Origin of the sequence: Massilia horti, from assembly GCF_004614195.1 — a bacterium.
Classification (GTDB): Bacteria; Pseudomonadota; Gammaproteobacteria; order Burkholderiales; family Burkholderiaceae_D; genus Telluria; species Telluria horti.
In genome coordinates, this window is record NZ_SPUM01000135.1 from 33278 (window position 1) to 50452 (window position 17175).

At 64.5% G+C, this 17175-nt stretch carries 19 protein-coding genes; 3 read left to right on the forward strand and 16 right to left on the reverse strand.

From position 1 onward, the window contains the following. Positions 1-151 precede the first annotated feature (151 nt). From E4O92_RS20710 to pstS, 9 genes are all read right to left on the reverse strand, one after another. Positions 152-562: a heme-binding protein gene (locus E4O92_RS20710; protein ID WP_135191559.1), complete on the reverse strand. Its 411-nt coding sequence runs from the start codon at positions 560-562 to the stop codon at positions 152-154. A 9-nt stretch (positions 563-571) separates the two neighbouring features. Next, positions 572-1495 carry a patatin-like phospholipase family protein gene (locus tag E4O92_RS20715; protein WP_135191560.1) on the reverse strand — a complete coding sequence of 308 codons (924 nt, stop codon included), beginning with the start codon at positions 1493-1495 and terminating at the stop codon, positions 572-574. A gap of 288 nt (positions 1496-1783) precedes the next feature. Next, positions 1784-3076, reverse strand: coding sequence for a phosphate regulon sensor histidine kinase PhoR (gene phoR / locus E4O92_RS20720; protein WP_135191561.1), 1293 nt, complete (start codon positions 3074-3076; stop codon positions 1784-1786). 21 nt (positions 3077-3097) lie between these two features. Then, the gene (locus E4O92_RS20725; protein ID WP_135191562.1) at positions 3098-3784 is read right to left on the reverse strand and encodes a response regulator; all 687 of its coding nucleotides are present in this window, start codon (positions 3782-3784) and stop codon (positions 3098-3100) included. A 5-nt stretch (positions 3785-3789) separates the two neighbouring features. Further along, positions 3790-4491, reverse strand: coding sequence for a phosphate signaling complex protein PhoU (phoU, locus tag E4O92_RS20730; protein ID WP_135191563.1), 702 nt, complete (start codon positions 4489-4491; stop codon positions 3790-3792). A gap of 28 nt (positions 4492-4519) precedes the next feature. Further along, positions 4520-5308 carry a phosphate ABC transporter ATP-binding protein PstB gene (gene pstB, locus E4O92_RS20735; RefSeq protein ID WP_229483624.1) on the reverse strand — a complete coding sequence of 263 codons (789 nt, stop codon included), beginning with the start codon at positions 5306-5308 and terminating at the stop codon, positions 4520-4522. Between the two features lie 25 nt (positions 5309-5333). After that, positions 5334-6197 carry a phosphate ABC transporter permease PstA gene (gene pstA, locus E4O92_RS20740; protein WP_135191565.1) on the reverse strand — a complete coding sequence of 288 codons (864 nt, stop codon included), beginning with the start codon at positions 6195-6197 and terminating at the stop codon, positions 5334-5336. Further along, on the reverse strand, positions 6194-7186 hold the full coding sequence (gene pstC / locus E4O92_RS20745; RefSeq protein WP_135191576.1) for a phosphate ABC transporter permease subunit PstC: 993 nt from the start codon (positions 7184-7186) through the stop codon (positions 6194-6196). Before pstC ends, pstA begins: the two co-directional genes overlap by 4 nt. Before the next feature lie 122 nt (positions 7187-7308). Beyond that, a complete protein-coding gene (gene pstS, locus E4O92_RS20750; RefSeq protein ID WP_135191566.1) occupies positions 7309-8349 on the reverse strand; it encodes a phosphate ABC transporter substrate-binding protein PstS in 1041 nt (346 codons plus the stop codon). Between the two features lie 284 nt (positions 8350-8633). Between pstS and sixA the strand changes: the two genes are divergently transcribed. Beyond that, the gene (gene sixA / locus E4O92_RS20755) at positions 8634-9092 is read left to right on the forward strand and encodes a phosphohistidine phosphatase SixA (protein WP_135191567.1); all 459 of its coding nucleotides are present in this window, start codon (positions 8634-8636) and stop codon (positions 9090-9092) included. A gap of 22 nt (positions 9093-9114) precedes the next feature. Here sixA and E4O92_RS20760 read toward each other — a convergent pair whose 3' ends face one another. The 3 genes from E4O92_RS20760 to alr all read right to left on the reverse strand — a co-directional run bounded on the left by E4O92_RS20760 (position 9115) and on the right by alr (position 12142). Then, entirely contained in the window at positions 9115-9435 is a 321-nt protein-coding gene (locus tag E4O92_RS20760; RefSeq protein WP_135191568.1) for a PilZ domain-containing protein, read from the reverse strand. Positions 9436-9666: 231 nt separating this feature from the next. Next, entirely contained in the window at positions 9667-11043 is a 1377-nt protein-coding gene (gene radA, locus E4O92_RS20765; RefSeq protein ID WP_135191569.1) for a DNA repair protein RadA, read from the reverse strand. Further along, positions 11036-12142 (reverse strand): alanine racemase, encoded by a 1107-nt coding sequence (gene alr, locus E4O92_RS20770; RefSeq protein WP_135191570.1) that lies wholly within the window; start codon positions 12140-12142, stop codon positions 11036-11038. The genes radA and alr overlap by 8 nt, the downstream gene beginning before the upstream one ends. 128 nt (positions 12143-12270) lie before the next feature. Between alr and lplT the strand changes: the two genes are divergently transcribed. Next, positions 12271-13521 (forward strand): lysophospholipid transporter LplT, encoded by a 1251-nt coding sequence (gene lplT, locus E4O92_RS20775; RefSeq protein WP_135191571.1) that lies wholly within the window; start codon positions 12271-12273, stop codon positions 13519-13521. 142 nt (positions 13522-13663) lie between these two features. Here the strand turns inward: lplT and E4O92_RS20780 are convergent, their stop codons facing one another. From E4O92_RS20780 to tsaB, 4 genes are read right to left on the reverse strand one after another with little or no spacing between them, the layout of a single operon-like run. After that, a complete protein-coding gene (locus tag E4O92_RS20780; protein WP_135191572.1) occupies positions 13664-14617 on the reverse strand; it encodes a DUF1853 family protein in 954 nt (317 codons plus the stop codon). Further along, entirely contained in the window at positions 14601-15416 is an 816-nt protein-coding gene (locus E4O92_RS20785; protein ID WP_135191573.1) for a uracil-DNA glycosylase, read from the reverse strand. Before E4O92_RS20785 ends, E4O92_RS20780 begins: the two co-directional genes overlap by 17 nt. Next, on the reverse strand, positions 15413-15874 hold the full coding sequence (gene rimI / locus E4O92_RS20790) for a ribosomal protein S18-alanine N-acetyltransferase (RefSeq protein ID WP_229483626.1): 462 nt from the start codon (positions 15872-15874) through the stop codon (positions 15413-15415). The genes E4O92_RS20785 and rimI overlap by 4 nt, the downstream gene beginning before the upstream one ends. Positions 15875-15876: 2 nt before the next feature. Continuing rightward, positions 15877-16599, reverse strand: coding sequence for a tRNA (adenosine(37)-N6)-threonylcarbamoyltransferase complex dimerization subunit type 1 TsaB (gene tsaB / locus E4O92_RS20795; RefSeq protein WP_229483628.1), 723 nt, complete (start codon positions 16597-16599; stop codon positions 15877-15879). An 81-nt stretch (positions 16600-16680) separates the two neighbouring features. On the opposite strand from tsaB, the gene E4O92_RS20800 reads away from it, so the two are divergent. Then, positions 16681-17109, forward strand: coding sequence for a thioredoxin family protein (locus E4O92_RS20800; protein ID WP_135191574.1), 429 nt, complete (start codon positions 16681-16683; stop codon positions 17107-17109). The last annotated feature ends 66 nt before the right edge of the window (positions 17110-17175 follow it).

Here is a 17175-nt window from a genome sequence, read left to right on the forward strand (position 1 = left end):
GCGTGTTGGCGGGGGAAGTTGACACTGCCCGTGAATGGCTGAGCAGATCGTGATGCGGAATGTATATAACTGAGCAGTTTTGCCGCAGATCGCTTTGCGGCAGGTGGCGCGCCGGGAATGCTGCTCGAACCTTCCCGGCGGCGCGAATCGATCAGGCCGCAGTGCCCAGGGCAGCGATGCCAGCCTTTGCGATTTGCACGTCTTCGGTCGACTTCACGCCCGAAACGCCCACCGCGCCCACGACCTGGCCTTGCACGACGATCGGCACGCCACCTTCCAGCATGCCCTGCATCGGCGCGGTCAGGAAGGCGGTCCGGCCATTATTGATCAGGTCCTCGTAGGCTTTCGACTCGCGGCGGCCGAGCGCGGCGGTCTTAGCCTTCTCCGGCGCAATGTAAGCCGACACCGGCGCCGCGCCATCCAGGCGCTGCAGCCACAGCAAGTGGCCGCCGTCATCGACGATCGCGATCACGACGCCCCATTTGTTCTTCACCGCCTCGGCTTCCGCGGCGGCGGCGATCTTCTTCACATCCTCGAGAGTCAGGACGAATTTGGTCTGCATGGTATTTCCTTAATTTACAGTTACGTATTTGGCCTTCAGTTTGGCCTTCAGATCTGGCATGACCGCGGCAGCGGCCTGCTCACCGGCAAGAATTGCCAGGTTGCGGCTATTGAAATCGCCGCTGCCCATTGTGCCCAGGGCGGGGGTGATGACGACGTCGGCGTCCTTCAGCTCGAAATGGTTCAAGCGCTGGCCCATGATGCTAAAGGTCTGCATCAACACATCGAGAGAGCTGGCCGTCACCTGCCCATCTGTCTGGCTAGATATATTCACCGCAATGATAAACTCCGCTCCCATTTCGCGCGCAAAGCGCACTGGCACCGGAGCGACCAGGCCGCCGTCCACGTAGGTGCGCCCGCCGATGCTCACTGGCTGAAACACGCTCGGTACTGCAGAGGACGCGCGCACGGCCATGCCGGTATTGCCGCGCCGGAACAAGATGGGCTGGCCAGTCTTCAAGTCGGTGGCCACGCAGCCGAAGGGAATCTTCAGCTTCTCCATAGGCACGTTGCGCACCGCCTTGTTCACGTAATTCTGCAGCGCCTCGCCCTTGAGCACGCCAGACGACTTGCTAAACAGCGGCAACGCCCAGTCGGAAATGGTCGACTCATCCATCTCGAGCGCGGTTTTCTGCAGGGCGAAGCCGTTATACCCGGAGGCATAGAGCGCGCCGACCACGGAACCGGCGCTGGTGCCGACAATGATGTCGGGCACGATGCCCTGCGCCTCAAGCGCCTTGATCACGCCGATATGGGCAAACCCGCGGGCCGCGCCGCCGCCCAGGGCGAGAGCGATCCTCGGTTTGCGCAGGACGGGCGCGGGGGGCGGAGGCAAGGTCGCGACGGGGGTGGCCGGGGGAAGCTTCGGTTCGCTGCCGCAGCCGGCGAGCACCAGGCCCGCCAGCGCGAAAAGGGAGGAGCGTCGAGAAAGCATAATCATTGGAAGAAAGAACGACGGGCGATTGTACCCTTCCGCGGACTCAGCCGCACATGCTCTTGCCAAACAAAGAGGGTCAGAGTCGAATTACTCGGAACATTTCCATGGAAAAACAACAACAATGAGGGTCAGAGTCGAATTAATCGGAACCTTTCCGATATTGCGAATAATGAGGGTCTGACCCCTGCGTGTGCTTGCAGGAAGGAAGCAAACAAAAGTGGGGTCAGTGTCGAATTAACGGGAAATTTAACAATGTTCCGATTAATTTGACTCTGACCCCACTTTTTAGGTGGGAAGCGAGGTGTTGGGCAGCAAGGCGGTAAAGGTGCTGCCGGCGCCCGGTTCCGAGCTGATCGTGAGCCGCCCGCCGTGCCGCAGCAGCACGTGCTTGACGATCGCCAGCCCCAGGCCGGTACCCTGGGTTTCCCGCGAGCGGCTCTTGTCGACCCGGTAGAAACGCTCGGTCAGCCGCACGATGTGTTCCGGCGAGATGCCGATGCCGCTGTCGCGCACCGAAAAGCGCAGGTCATTCTGCCCGCGCTCCCAGGAAAGAACGATCCTGCCGCCATCCGGCGAATAGCGCACCGCGTTCGAGGCCAGGTTGCCGAAGGCGCTGCGCAGTTCCTCCGCGCTGCCCATCACGTCCGGGCCGTCCACCTTGACGTCGATCTCGTGCCGCCCACCCGACAGTGCCCTCGCCTCCGCGGCCACCGATTCCACCAGCGCCTTCACGTTCACCTGTTCGCGCTTGAGCGGGTATTCGTCCGATTCCAGCCGCGACAGGGTCAGCATGTCTTCGATCAGCCGCTGCATGCGCTGGGCCTGCTCGGTCATCAGTTTCAGGTGCGCCAGCCGCGTCGCCGCGTCCAGGCCCGGATCGTTCATCGCGATTTCGAGGAAGCCGACGATCACCGTCAGCGGCGTGCGCAGCTCGTGCGAGGCGTTGGCGATGAAGTCGCGCCGCATCGCTTCGATGCGCTCGCTTTCGGTGGCGTCGTGCGTGACCAGGATCTGGCGCCGGGTTTCGAACGGGATGATCCGGATCTCGAGCTTGCGCCCGCGGAAGGTGAGGGTCAGCGGCTGCTCGTAGCGGCCCAGGATGATGTAGTCGATGAATTCGGGATGGCGTACCAGGTTGGTTACGCGCCGCCCCTTGTCCCGCTCATCGGACAGGCCCAGGTGCCGCTCAGCCGACGGGTTGCACCATTCGAGCTGCAGCACGTCGTCCATGATCGCCACGCCTTCCGGCAGCAGTTGCATCGCCTGGCGGAAGCGCGCCAGCCATTCGGCCAGTTCGGCCTGGTTGCGCTCGTCGTCGCGCCGGATCCGGTACAGCCGCGCGAACACGTCGGTCCAGGCGCCCCACCCGTCCGGCAGCTTGACGCTGGTAGGGTCGCCCAGCCATTCGCCGAGTTGGCGCAGATAGTTCAGCTGGACCACCAGCACCGCCACCACCACCAGCAGCGCGAACGCCAGCCCGGATACCGGCCCCGACATCCACCAGACGACGCCGGCCGGCACAAACAGCAGGGCCAGGCGCAGCAGCGCCGGGACCCAGAACAGCAGCTTTGGATTCATGTAAGCTCGGGCAGATGCCTGTTATTTTTCCGACAGCATATACCCTACGCTGCGCACCGTGCGGATCAGCCGGTCCCATTCCTTGAGCGCCTTGCGTAGCCGGAGCACGTGCACGTCGACTGTCCGCTCTTCGATCGTGGCGTGGTCGCCCCATACCTTGTCGAGCAGCTGGGCGCGCGAGAAGACGCGCTCGCGGTGCGCCATCAGGAATTTCAGGAGCTTGTATTCGGCATTGCCGATGTCGATCAGCTGGCCGTCGATCGTCACGCTGCAGCTGCCAGGGTCGAGCGTGACGCCGCCGGCGCGCATCGGCGCCTCGGCCAGGTGCGGGCTCTTGCGGCGCAGCAGCGCGCGTGCGCGGGCCAGCAGTTCGCGCGGCGAAAACGGTTTGGTGACGTAGTCGTCGGCGCCGGTGTTCAGGCCCGCGATCTTGTCCTCTTCCATGCTCTTGGCTGTCAGCATGATCACCGGAACGTCCTGGAAGTCGCGGTCGCTGCGCAGGCGCGACAGCAGGCGCAGGCCGCTCTGGTCCGGCAGCATCCAGTCAAGCAGGATCAGGTCCGGCTTGGCCTGGCAGATCTTGTCCCAGGCCTGGGCCGTGCTGTCCGCCGCGTCGACCTCCCAACCGGCTTCGCGCAGCGAATAGGTCACCAGCGTGACGATCGCCGGCTCGTCCTCGACGATCAGGACGCGCGTGTTGTCGGCCATCCGGTTCAGCCCTCCACCTGCTCGCTGCCCACGAGCTTGCTGTGGCGGATGTCACGCCCTTCGACCACGTAGATGACGTATTCGGCGATGTTCTTGGCGTGGTCGCCAATGCGCTCGATCGCCTTGGCCACCCACAGCGTGTCGAGCGCGCTGGAGATGGTGCGCGGGTCTTCCATCATGAAGGTGATCATGTTGCGCATGATGGTGCGAAATTCGTGATCGATCACTTCGTCGGCGGCGATCAGTTGCAGGGCCTGTTTGCCGTCCAGCCGGGCGAAGGTGTCGAGCGCGTCGTGCAGCTGGTCGCTGGTGGCCTTGGCCATGGTGCGGATCATGTCGTAGTGGTTGAACCCGGTCACGCCGCGTTTGTGCAGGCTCTTGGAAGTGCGCGCGATCTTGGTCGCTTCGTCGCCGATGCGCTCGAGGTCGGTAATGACCTTGATCGTGGCCATCACGGTGCGCAGGTCGTTGGCGGCCGGCTGGCGCCGCACGATCAGGTGGCTGCAGGCGTCGTCCAGTTGCACCTCGAGATTATTGACCGCATGATCGTCCGCCATCACCTTGTCGGCCAACTCGGCGTCGCCCACGCGGAAGCAGTTGAGCGCTTCGTCGAACTGCGTTTCCACCATGCCGCCCATCAGCAGAACCTTGGAGCGGATCGCTTCCAGCTCCTGGTCGTACTGCTTGGATGAATGCTCGCCTATCATTGCTGCTTCTCCCTAATTCTGTTTGTTGTCAACCGAAACGGCCAGTGATGTAGTCCTGCGTCTCTTTGCGCGCGGGGTTCATGAACAGTTGGTCGGTCTCGCCGAATTCCACCAGTTCGCCCAGGTACATGTATGCAGTGTAGTCCGAACAACGCGCAGCCTGTTGCATGTTGTGGGTGACGATCGTGATCGTGTAGTCCTCTTTCAGCTCGCTGATCAGTTCTTCGATCTTGGCGGTCGAGATCGGGTCCAGCGCCGAGGTCGGTTCATCGAGCAGCAGCACGTCCGGCTTGACCGCCACGCCGCGCGCGATGCACAGGCGCTGCTGCTGGCCGCCGGACAGCGACAGGCCGCTCTTGGCCAGCTTGTCCTTGGCTTCTTCCCACAGCGCGGCCTTCTTGAGCGCCCATTCCACGCGCTCGTCCATTTCACCTTTGGACAGGTTCTCGTACAGCCGCACGCCGAACGCGATGTTGTCGTAGATCGACATCGGGAACGGGGTCGGCTTCTGGAACACCATGCCCACCTTGGCGCGCAGCATGTTCACGTCGACGTCCGGGTCGAGGATGTTGCGCCCGCGGTAGCGGATCTGGCCCTCGGCGCGCTGGCCCGGGTACAGGTCGTACATGCGGTTGAGCGTGCGCAGCAGCGTCGACTTGCCGCAGCCGGACGGGCCGATGAAGGCCGTCACCTGCTTGTCGTGGATGTCGAGGCTGATGTTCTTCAGGCTCTGGGTTTTACCATAGTAGAAATTCAGGCCCGAGATCTCGATGGTCTTGGTCTTGTCGTTACCCGCGCTCGGCATCGGCGTTTGCATTGCTTGTGTCATATGTCGTCAGGAGTTATCGCGGAGTCTTTTGGCTGAACACGGTCCGCGACAGGATGTTCAGCAGCAGCACGGTAAAGGTCACCAGCAGCGCGCCGCCCCAGGCCAGCACGCGCCAGTCGTCGTATGGGCTCATCGCGAACTGGTAGATCACGACCGGCAGGTTGGCCAGCGGCGCGTTCATGTCCTTGGAGAAGAACTGGTTGTTCAGCGCGGTGAACAGCAGCGGCGCCGTTTCGCCGGCGATGCGCGCCAGTGCCAGCAGCACGCCGGTGACCACGCCCGCCTTCACGGCGCGCAGGCGCACCAGCATCGCCACCTTCCAGCGCGGCGCGCCCAGCGCGAACGCGGCTTCCAGCAGGCTGTTGGGCACCAGGCGCAGCATGTTGTCGGTGGTGCGCACCACCACCGGCACCGCGATCAGCGACAGCGCAATGGTGCCGGCATAGCCCGAGAAATGCTTGGCGTGGGCGACGTAAATGGCGTACACGAACAGGCCGATCACGATCGACGGCGCCGACAGCATGATGTCGGTGACAAAGCGCGTGACATGGGCGAACTTGTTGCGCTCGCCATACTCGGCCAAGTACATGCCGGCCAGGATGCCGATCGGCGTGCTGACCAGAGTCGACAGGCCCACCATCAGCACCGTGCCCACGATCGCATTGCGCAGGCCGCCGCCGGCGTCGCTGCCCGGGGCCGGGGTGTCGTGCGTGAACAGCATCGGCGATACGGCGCCGAAACCCTTGACCAGCAGCGTGGCCAGGATCCACAGCAGGAAGGCAATGCCAATCGCCATCGCGGCGATCGACAGCGCGATGCCGATGCGGTGCCCCAGCAGGCGCCGGCGGTAGACCGGATTGGTCGACGCGGTATTCATTTCGTTCCTTCCTTGCGGGACATGCCCACCAACATCAGTTTCGCCGCAGACAGCACGATAAACGTGATCGCGAACAGGATCAACGCCAGCGCGAACAGCGAGGACACGTGCAGCGGCGAGGACGCCTCCGCAAATTCATTGGCCAGGGTCGAGGCGATCGAGTTGCCCGGCGCCAGCAGCGACCACGACAATTCGTTGGCGTTGCCGATCACGAAGGTCACGGCCATCGTTTCGCCCAGGGCGCGGCCCAGTCCCAGCATCACGCCGCCGACCACGCCGTTACGGGTGTACGGCAGCACCACCTTGCGCACCACTTCCCATTTGGTGCAGCCCAGGCCATAGGCGGACTCCTTCAGCACCGCCGGCACGATCTCAAACACGTCGCGCATCACGGACGAGATGAACGGGATGATCATCACCGCCAGGATCAGGCCGGCCGTCATGATGCCGATGCCCATGGTCGGGCCCTGAAACAGCGGGCCGATGAATGGCAGCTGGCCCAGCGTTTCCTTGAGCAGCGGCTGCACGTGGTCGGCAAACAGCGGGGCGAACACGAACAGGCCCCACATGCCGTAGATGATGGAAGGAATGCCGGCCAGCAGCTCGACCGCGGTGCCCAGCGGGCGCCGCAGCCACACGGGGCAGATCTCGGTGAGGAACAGGGCGATGCCAAAGCTGATCGGAAACGCCACCAGCAGCGCGATCAGCGAGGTGGCAAGCGTGCCCCAGATCGCGATCAGGGCGCCGAAGTTGTCGTTGATCGGATCCCATTCCACCGTCGTGATGAAGCCGGGCCCGAAATGCTGGAAGGCGGGCGCCGCCTTGATCGCCAGCGAGACGATGATACCAAGCAGCACCAACAGCACGGAGGCGGCGAACAGCAGGGTTATTTTATGGAAGAAGAAATCCTGGATCCGCTGCCTGCGCATCGTTTGGCGCAGGGCGGCAAGGCTGGCTTCGGCATCGGCGCCGTCCAGCGCTTCAGGCATCACAACAGGTAGGGGTGCACTCATGTGTTTCTGTGAATTCGAGGGCGCCGTGACCATGACCCATCCCGCGGCGATGCAGGATGGGTCAAGCAGGTTCGCTCGGCCGGCGCCGCTTCAGGTGGTTACCAGATGGCCTTGCCGGAAGCATCCTTCAGGTTGGCCGTCCACGCGCTGCGCACCAGCTTGGTGACCGAGTCGGGCATCGGCACGTAGTCCAGCTCAGTCGCAGCCGGCCCGCCGTTCTTGTAAGCCCAGTCGAAGAACTTCAGCACTTCCTTGCCTTTGGCCGCATCGCTCTGCTGCTTGTGCATCAGGATGTACGAGGCGCCGGTGATCGGCCAGGCCGCCTTGCCGGGCTGGTCGGTCAGCACGATCGCAAAGCCCGGCGCCTTGGCCCAGTCCGCACCCGAGGCGGCGGCCTTGAACGCGTCGTCGCTCGGCTGCAGGAAGTTGCCGTCCTTGTTCTTGAGCTGGGTGTGAGTCATCTTGCTCTTCTTGGCGAAGGCCCATTCGACATAGCCGATCCCACCCTTGATGCGCAGCACGTTGGCCGCGACGCCCTCGTTGCCCTTGCCGCCCACGCCGGTGGCCCACTTAACCGCGGTGCCGGCGCCGATCTTGCTCTTCCATTCCGGGCTTTCCTTGGACAGGTAGTCGGTGAACAGGAACGAGGTGCCGGAGCCGTCGGCCCGGTGCACGACGGTGATGTCGGTAGCCGGCAGCTTGACGCCCGGATTCAGTGCTGCAATTTCCGCCGCATTCCACTTGGTGATCTTGCCGAGGAAGATGTCGGCGAGGACCGGGCCGGTCAGCTTGAGCTGGCCGGGCGCGATCCCGTCGAGGTTGACGACAGGGACCACACCGCCCATGATGGCAGGGAACTGGAACAGCCCTTCCTTGTTCAGGTCGTCAGCCGCGAGCGGCATGTCGGATGCGCCGAAATCCACGGTGCCGGCCTTGATCTGCTTGATGCCGGCGCCCGAACCGACCGACTGGTAGTTCAACCCGACACCGCTGACCTTCTTGTACATCTCGGCCCACTTCGCGTAGATCGGGTACGGGAAGGTCGCCCCGGCGCCCGTGATGTCGGCCGCCTGCGCCGACACGGCGAAGGCCGCCTGGGCGGAGAAGGCGATCGAGATAAACAGCTGCTTTATGCGCATATCGAGTTCCTCTTTAGGTTGCGGAGCGCAACAGGCGCCCTTCTTGTTTTGATTGCCGGGCAGTGTAGCGGGCAAATATGACATGTTTATGACACAACGGCGAACGTCGTAACAAAAGCAATAATTTTTATGACATGGGCAGGAGGTTGATGACAAGCCACCGGTAACAAGCCCGTGCGTGTTGCGCATCTTGGCGCGATCCGCGATTGGCTGTCACACAATAGACACGCCGTGGAACCCGGGCACGGCGCAGCGCTCGAAATCACCTGGATCGAGGAGGATGAATGGAACTGATAATCTGGCGCCACGCCGAGGCCGAAGAAGGCGCACCCGACCTGCGGCGCGAACTGACCGCAGCCGGCCGCAAGCAGGCGGCGCAGGTGGCGGACTGGCTCAACGTCCGCCTGCCGGAACATTGCCGCATACTGTGCAGCCCGGCGGTGCGCGCCCAGCAGACGCTCGATGCGCTGGAACGCGATTATGAAGTCGATCCGGCAATCGGCCCGGGCGCCGACCCTGCCGCCGTGCTGCACGCGGCCGGCTGGCCGGCGCGGCACGGCTCGGTGCTAGTCGTCGGCCACCAGCCCACGCTGGGGCGACTGGCGGCACTGCTGCTGTCGGGCCGCCAGCAGGAATGGGACATTCCACGCGGGGCGCTGTGGTGGTTCGACCAGCCCGACCCGCACCTTCCCTACGGGCCGACCCTCAAGGCGGTCGTCACGCCGGAAATGCTGCTCAAGTGACGGCGGCGCCGGAGCGCGGTCTTTAGCGCAGGAAGCGCGAGATGGCCGACATGCTGGCCAGGTCGAGGTTGACAAACTGAAAACCGACCTTGAATTCGCCTTGACTAAAAATGCAATATTGCGCCTTGGCGCGTGCAGTGATCGCGGTGAGCTTGCCGTCAACGAAAAGATCGAACTTGATCTGGCCAGCCTGGCCGGCCGCCAGCGGATCCGGAAAGCTGACGCTGATGCCATCCGCACTGAGGTCCGTCGTGCGACCCTGGATCGCGCCCTGCCCTTCCACCACCAGGGTGGCCTTGGTTTTTACTACTTTTCGAGCCGATTTCCGTTGTTCCGTAATCACAGTATTCTTTGTAAAGCAAAGTCAAAACGAGCTGAGCATTATAGGACGAAAGCGTACAGCTTGACAGTGACGTACTTGCTAATACATAGAAGCGTGCTTGTTTCCAACATATCGTTAATCGCTCGCTAACGTTATCATGAATGCAATGCGCATCCCGTCGTTCCCGCGCAGGCGGGAACCCATACTGAGCGCCCTTTCACGCTGCCTATGGCGGGAACGACGATTGCCGCTTCAGTCCAGCTCGCGCAGCTTGCTGAACGCCTCCTCGATGCGCTCGACCGCGACAATGGTCATGCCCTCGATCTTTTGCTTTGGCGCGTTCGCCTTCGGGATCACCGCGATCGAAAAGCCGAGCTTGGCCGCCTCGCGCAGGCGCTCCTGCCCGCGCGGCGCGGGGCGGATTTCGCCGGCCAGGCCCACTTCGCCGAATACCACCAGCCCACGCGGCAACGCCTTGTTGCGCATCGATGAATTGATCGCGAGCAGTACGGCCAGGTCGGCCGCCGGCTCGGTGATCTTGACACCGCCCACCGCGTTGATGAACACGTCCTGGTCGAACGCGGCAATGCCCGCGTGGCGGTGCAGCACCGCCAGCAGCATCGCGAGCCGGTTCTGCTCCAGGCCCACCGACAGGCGGCGCGCGTTGGGCAGGTGGCTGGTGTCGACCAGCGCCTGGATTTCGACCAGCAGCGGCCGGGTGCCCTCCTGCGTCACCATCACGCACGAACCGGGCACCTGGCTGTCGTGCTGGGACAGGAACAACGCCGACGGGTTCGACACGCCCTTCAGGCCTTTCTCGGTCATCGCGAACACACCGAGCTCGTTGACCGCGCCAAAGCGGTTCTTGATCGCGCGCACCAGGCGAAAGCTCGACTGCGTATCGCCCTCAAAATACAGCACCGTGTCGACAATGTGCTCCAGCACCCGTGGCCCGGCCAGCGCGCCCTCCTTGGTCACGTGGCCGACCAGGATGATGGTCACCCCAGTCTGCTTGGCCACGCGCGTGAGCTGCGCCGCGCATTCGCGCACCTGGGCCACCGAGCCGGGAGCCGAGCTTAACGCGTCCGAATACAGCGTCTGGATCGAGTCGATCACCGCCACCTCGGGCCTGAGATCGGCGATGGTGCCGAGGATTTTTTCGAGCTGGATCTCGGCCTGCAGCTTGAGTTCGCCCGCGTCGACCGCCAGCCGGCGCGCGCGCAGCGCGATCTGGGCGCCGGACTCCTCGCCGCTCACGTACAGGGTGCTGCGCTCGCGCGCCAGGTTCGACAATGCCTGCAGCAGCAAGGTCGACTTGCCGATGCCCGGATCGCCGCCGATCAGCACCACCCCGCCCGCCACCAGCCCACCGCCCAGCACGCGGTCGAATTCGTCGATGCCCGTGCCAAAGCGCGGCACGTCGATCGCCTCGATATCGCTGAGCGAGAGCACGGGCGCTGTCTGCGCCAGGCTCTTGTGCTGGGCCTGCGACATGCGATTGGCGCCGGGACTCTCCACCACGGTTTCGACCATCGTGTTCCAGGCCTTGCAATCGGCACACTGGCCGGTCCAGCGGCTGGCGATGGCGCCGCACTCGCTGCAGACGTAGCTGGTGCGCGCCTTAGCCATGCGTGCCCAGCCGGCCTTCGTTCACGCGCACGCGCTGTGCCAGGGCGCACATGAGCTCATAGCCGATGGTGCCAGCGCTCGCTGCCACCTCGTCGATCGGCAAGCCGTCGCCCCACAGCGTCACCTTGCTGCCCACGCGCGCGTTGGGCACGCCGGTCAGGTCGACCGTCATCATGTCCATCGACACCCGGCCGATCAAGCGGGTACGCACGCCGTCGACCACGATCGGGGTGCCGTGCGGCGCGTGGCGCGGGTAGCCGTCCGCATAGCCGCAGGCCACCACGCCGACCGTCATCGGCACCTCGGCCACGAAGCGGCTGCCGTAACCGACGGTGTCGCCCGGCACCAGGTGCTGGATGCCGATCACCTCCGAAGTCAGGGTCATGGTCGGCAGCAGGCCGATGTCCTCCGCGCTCTTGCCGCCCGGGCTGCCGCCATACAGCATGATGCCGGGGCGGATCCAGTCGTTGTGCAGTTCCCTGGACAGTTCCGCCTGGTGCAGCACGCCGCCCGAATTGGACAGGCTGCGCTGCCCCGGCAGCCCGTCCGCGCCCTCGCGGAAGCGCCGCACCTGCTCGATGATCGTCAGGCGCGGATGCTCCAGCTCATCGGCATTGGCAAAGTGCGTCATCAGGGTGATGTTGCGGATGCCGGGGATGGCGCGCAGCCGCGCATACGCGGCCGGGTAATCCGCGGGCGTGAAGCCGAGCCGGTTCATGCCGGTGTTCATCTTCAGGTGCACGTCGATCGGGCGGTACAGCTGGGTGTACTCGAGCATCTTGATCTGCTCGATCGAGTGCACCGCTGAGTTGATGTCGTGCTCGGCCAAGAGCGCAATGTCGGTGGCGTCGAAAAAGCCTTCGAGCAGCAGGATGGGCTTGGTCCAGCCAAGCTGGCGCAGGCGCACGGCGTTTTCCAGTTCGATCAGGGCCAGGCCGTCGGCCGCGGCAAAGCCGCGCATCCCGCGTTCCAGGCCATGGCCGTATGCATTGGCTTTCACCACCGCCCACACTTTTGCGTCCGGTGCGCAGGCACGCGCCCTGGCCAGGTTGTGCTGCATGGAGTCGAGATGGATGGTAGCGCAGAGCGGGCGTGGCATATTGCAAATGTGAGAAAACAGAAAACCATATTTTACCGGAGAGGCGCAAACGCACAGCCCGTTTTCTTTTGGCGAGCCGATCTTTCATGGTATAAAGCAACCCAACGATCGCTTTTAGAATCTCTCGAATGAACCGTGGTTTTTATACCATCATGGCGGCGCAGTTTTTTTCGTCGCTGGCAGATAACGCGCTGATAATTGTCGCGATCGATCTGCTAATTTCTATGAAGGCCCCGGAATCGCTCAAGCCGTTGCTTAAGCTGACATTCGTGCTTTTCTATGTTCTGCTGGCCGCTTTTGTGGGCGCCTTCGCCGATTCCCTGCCCAAGGGCCGGGTAATGTTTATCGCCAATGCCGTCAAGGTAATTGGCTGCGGCTTGATTTTCGTCGGCGTGCATCCGCTGGCGGCCAATGCCATCGTCGGTTTCGGTGCCGCCATCTATTCGCCCGCCAAGTACGGCATCCTGACCGAACTGCTGCCGCCGGAAAAACTGGTGGTCGCCAACGGCTGGATCGAGGGCCTGACCGTGCTGTCGATCATCCTCGGCATGGTGCTGGGCGGCGCGCTGGTCAGCCCGGCAGGCGGCGCCTTCCTGCTCGGCTTCGGCGTGCCCCTGCTGCATACCTCGAACGAGGCCTCGCTCGCGGTGGTCGTCGCCATCTACGCGCTGGCGGCCCTGTTCAACCTGCGCATTCCCGACACCGGCGCCCGCTACCAGCGCCAGGAACGCAATCCGCTGCGCCTGATCGCCGATTTCTCGAACTGCTCCACCATTCTGTGGAAGGACAAGCTGGGCCAGATCTCGCTGGCCGTGACCACGCTGTTCTGGGGCGCCGGCGCCACCCTGCAGTTCATCGTGCTCAAGTGGGCCGAGCGTTCGCTGGGCATGCCTCTGGATAAAGCCACCAGCCTGATCGGCGTTGTCGCGCTCGGCGTTGCGCTTGGCGCGGCGGCGTCGGCGCGCATCGTGCCCCTGAAACGTTCACTGTCCGTGATTCCGCTGGGGATCATCATGGGACTGGTCGTGGCCAGCATGTCGCTGGTGCATTCGGTGGCCGTGGCCTACGTGCTGCTCACGCTGATCGGTGCGCTGTCGGGCTTCTTCGTGGTGCCGATGAACGCACTGCTGCAGCACCGCGGGCACGTCCTGATGAGCGCTGGTCACTCGATCGCGGTTCAGAACTTCAACGAGAACCTGTCGATCCTGACCATGCTGGCGGCCTACGCCGTCCTGATCACGCTGAACGTGGACGTGAACGTGATCGTGGTGGTGTTCGGCCTGTCGCTGGCCGGGGTCATGTACCTGATCCAGCGGCGGCACGTGACCAACCAGCTGCAGCAGGAAGCACTCGCGCTGATCGGCGAACGGAAACATTAATTCCCCCAGCCGACGCGACGGCCTGTGCACCGTAGGGTGCGCACCTGTGCGCACCCGGTCACCGTAGCTGGCTTGCGGCTGCCGCGTCGTAATGCGGCGTTCGCGAACCGCGTGCGCACAGGTGCGCACCCTACGCCTCCGTTTAGCCATTACTCTTAAGCCGCGGTGACCTAGCCCGCTCGCGCCAATCGTTCGGCACGATAAAGCCGCGTTCCACTTCGAGAATCGCCCCCGGCTCCTCGCGCACCACGGCCACCAGCACCGGCGTCGGCGATTCTTCGAACTGCGCCTGCAGCTCCGCCGCGAGCTGGGCGCGGTTCATCAGCCAGGTCGCGGACGCGGCCTTGAACGGCGGCAGCCACTGCAGGCGCGGCAGGATCAGGAACGCGTTGCCTTCCAGCTCGCCGATCTCGTCCTGTGCGCACCAGAAACCGCGGCAGTGCCGTGGCGAGACCCCTTCCATGTCGGCGCTGGCCCCGTGCGGATAGAACAGCCACCCCTTCACCAGCGCACGCGAACGTACCACCGGCCGCGGCAAAACAGCCTGCGCCGCCGGATGCGCGCCAAGCTCAAGCTGGCGCGCGAACACCTTGCGCAGCTTGGCGCCCAGGCTGTCGGCCAGGTTCGGGCCTACGAGGGCATCGAGGTTGCCGCCGGCTGGTTCTCCGAGCAGGTAGAACTTGGTGGCGAATTCGATGTGTTCGACCGCCTGCGGACCGGCGTCGAGCAGGAAGTCGAATTCGCCGATCGTCTCGTTGCGGTTGGCGCGCACCTGCAGGCTGTGCGCGACCAGCTGTCCCTGCTCCTGGAAATAGAACGCCATGAGCTTTTCCGCGTACAGTCCCAGGCGGGTGTGCACGCGCGGGCCGAGTGCGGCGTCCAGGCGCGAAGGATCGGCATCGAGCTGCGCCAGCCAGCGTTCGATCTCGGGTGTGACCGGGGCAAGCGAGGCGATCCGGCCCTGCCATTCGGGCGCGCCGGCGTCCAGCAAATCGGGAGCGTCCAGCAGCCACGCCAGCGCACGTACGCGCGCACGTCGCAGGTGGCCCCAGCGGCGGTGGAAATATGCGTGGTAACTGTCAGCCGGATCGCCCATCGGCCGCCCTCGCGCGGCACAGGTCGGCCCAGGCCAGCGCCTTGTCGGGGCCGCGCCGCAGCAGTTCACCAGGGTGCAGCGTGGCTACCAACGGCACACCGGCTAACTCGTGCACGCTGCCGCGCGCGCCGGCAAGCGGTTCGCTCAAAGGCTTGTCCAGCAGCGCATTGGCAGCGATCTGACCCAGCGTGAGCACGGTCCCGGCCCGGGTGAGCGCCAGTTCGCGTTCCAGATAGGGCCGGCAAGCCGCCGCTTCCTCCGCAGTGGGCGCGCGGTCGCCGCCGTTTGCGCTGGCTGGACGGCACTTGATCAGGTTGGTCACGTAGACGTCGCGCTCGCGCGACAGGTCAACAGCGTGCAGCATATTGTCGAGCAGCTTGCCGGCATCGCCAGCCAGCGGCTGGCCGGCCTTTTCATCGAGTGAAGTCGTGGCCCCGGCCGCGACCACCCAGCGCGCCGTGCGCGCACCACTGCCGGCGACCGGCTTGCCACCCGCGCGGCAAGCGCTGCAGCGGCTGCAACTGGCGATTGCGGCGCGCAGCTCGTCCCAGCCCATGCGGCTGATGTCCGGTTCGGTCGCGGGCACATCCTCTTCAACCCAGGCTGGTTCAGCGCCTGGGGTTGGGGTACCCTGCCCGGCCGCCGGGGATTGCGCCTGCACGGGGGCGGCCGTCACTTCTTCCGCCTCCTCCCATGGCGCTTCCTGCACGGGAGCTTCGGCCGTCTGGCGCAGTTGCCACAGTGGTCCGATGCCCATCTCGGCCAGGAAGGCGGCGTCGCGCGCGCTCATGCCGTTCATAACACAAACCTCATCACAATTGCATCCTCGCGCCCGCCGCCGGAGGCCGGATAATACCCCTTGCGGCGCCCGATTTCGGCAAATCCGTAGTGCTTGTACACCTGTTGCGCACGCACGTTGGACGGGCGCACCTCAAGAAATATCGACACCATGCCCTTCTCGCGGCAACGGGTTACGATCTTATCGAGCAGGTAACGGCCCAGGCCTTGTCCCTGCCGGTGCCCGGCAACCGCCACATCGAGCAGGTGCGCCTCGTCGAGCGCATACATCAACAGAAAATACCCGATCAGCGCGCCGGATTCGTCGCGCAGCACCCAGCCATCGTAACCGCTGGCCAGCGAATCGACGAAGTTCGCCCGGCTCCACGGATACGGAAACACGCTTTGTTCGAGCGCGTGGACCGCGTCCACGTCGGACGCCTGCATGGGCATATAGTCGAGCAGGCCGTGGTCGCGCATCGTCACAGCCCTTGCGCCTTGGCGGCATTGATCGCCTGCCGCTCGGCACTGGTGTAGGCGACCTTGTTGCGCAGGTAAAGCGGCTGCGCCTGCGCGGCAGGGACCGCCTGTCCGGCGGCCAGCGCGCTGCCTGCCAACTGCGCCAGTTCGCGAGCGTGGGGCATGATGTCGGCCAGCGCGCCGTGCGCGAACGGCTTGTCCGCGAACGCCTCCGGGTATGCGGCAAAGCCGTTCCCGCAGGCGGCCAGACCCGCAACCGCCTCCGGCGCCACGTCCTGCGGCGCGCACAGCGCCGGTGCGCACACCACCTGCCAGCCGTCGGCAAAGCGGTACTGCGCCCAATAGACTTCGCCCATGCGCGCATCGAGCACCGCCAGCACTTCGCTGGCGCCGGTACGCGCCCGGCATGCCTGCGCCATCGCCTCCAGGGTCACCATGGGCAGCACCGGCAGGCCGGCGCCGAACGCCAGGCCCTGGGCCACGCCGCAGGCGGTGCGCACGCCGGTGAACGAACCCGGCCCGGCGCCGAACGCGACCGCATCGATGTCAGAGAGGTCAATACCGGCCTCACCGAGCAGTTCCTGCACCATTGGCAGGACCGACTGGGAATGGGTGCGCACGCCCGCGGATTGGCGAAAGATGACGGAGTCGCGAGCCAGCAGCGCGCACGACGCCAGCTCCGACGAGGTTTCGATGGCAAGGATTTTAGGCAGGTTTTTAGGCATACCTAATTTTAACCCGGCGCGGCGTGCGGCACGAAGCCCGGGCTGTGCGGCAGCCGTTCGGCCGGGGTAGAATTGGCGCCTATGCCTAGCCTCACCCTCGAGCTCGATAACCGCGACGAGATTGCCGAAGTCCTGGACAGCGGCCGCTGGATCGTCGCCTGCCTGTGCGCCGCCTGGTGCGGCACCTGCACATCCTACCGCACGGCGTTCGACACGCTGGCCGAACGCCAGCCGGATATCGCCTTCCTCTGGATCGACATCGAGGACCAGGCCGACGTGGTCGGCGACCTGGACGTCGAGAACTTCCCTACCCTGCTGGTGCAGCGCGGCGACACGGTCGCGTTCTTCGGCACCATGCTGCCGGAGGCGGCGCTGGCGCAGCGCATGGTGCTGTCGCTGATTGAACAGTCCGACGAGGAGCTGGCGCGGCTGGCGCATTCGAGCCAGGAGCGGCAGCAGTGGCAGCGCGACTGCAACCTGCTCCGGCTGCTGAAAAACGCGCAGGCGTAATTTTAGGGAGGCGTACAACTTGTGAATTTTTCGATTTTTATGCTGCTGCGTCGATTACGTTGAACG